At 77.6% G+C, this 580-nt stretch carries 2 protein-coding genes; both read left to right on the top strand.

All coding sequences use genetic code 11. The features are described 5' to 3' along the window. Nucleotides 1-243, top strand: a 243-nt coding sequence (locus tag ABD879_RS32790) for a hypothetical protein (RefSeq protein ID WP_345025686.1), incomplete at its 5' end; no start/stop codon positions are given. Beyond that, nucleotides 240-580: hypothetical protein (locus ABD879_RS32785; RefSeq protein ID WP_345025685.1), on the top strand; the 341-nt coding region annotated here is incomplete at its 3' end. The genes ABD879_RS32790 and ABD879_RS32785, both read left to right, overlap by 4 nt.

Below are 580 nucleotides of genomic sequence, written 5' to 3'. Positions count from 1 at the left end.
GCGTCGCTGGGTGCGGACGGGCTGGCGGTCGTCCGCACGGCGGACGGTCTGCAGGTCACCGATGAGGGCGTGCCCGGGGCGACGGACACGATCACGTGCAAACCGCGGCCGGAGGACGGCGGCCGGTTGTGGTTCTGGACGGGCCGCGGCGAGCCGCTCGCCGAAACCGGCCATCTGCCGGACGCGGTCCTGTACGTGCGGGTGCACCTGCGCCGGTGCGCCGACCAGGGGGCCGGGCGGTGACCGCGCCCCCGGGCCCGGTGCACGGGGACACCGCCGCCGTCACCGCCTACCTGCAGCGGCGGTACCGCGTACCGGTGTGGTGGGACGGCCGCGCCGCGATGTGGATGGCGATGGTGCTGCGCCCGACCGCTCACCCGGCCGGTGACGAAGCGGTCGCCGCGGCCACCCCCGCCGAACTGGAGCGGCGCCTGGCCACCGCCGGAGTCCGACCCGTCCCCCAACCGCACCAGAACCCCAAGCCCAAGTCCGCGCGGCGCCCGGCGGTCCCGTCCCGGCCGGTGCTGCGCCCGGTGCACGGACGGCACGCAGCGCCCCGACCGCCCTGGTGGCGACGCCT

The organism is Actinomadura keratinilytica (assembly GCF_039539665.1).
Classification (GTDB): domain Bacteria; phylum Actinomycetota; class Actinomycetes; order Streptosporangiales; family Streptosporangiaceae; genus Spirillospora; species Spirillospora keratinilytica.
The sequence above is the reverse complement of the archived record's forward strand: the minus strand, read 5'-3'. Positions and strand labels throughout refer to the sequence as shown.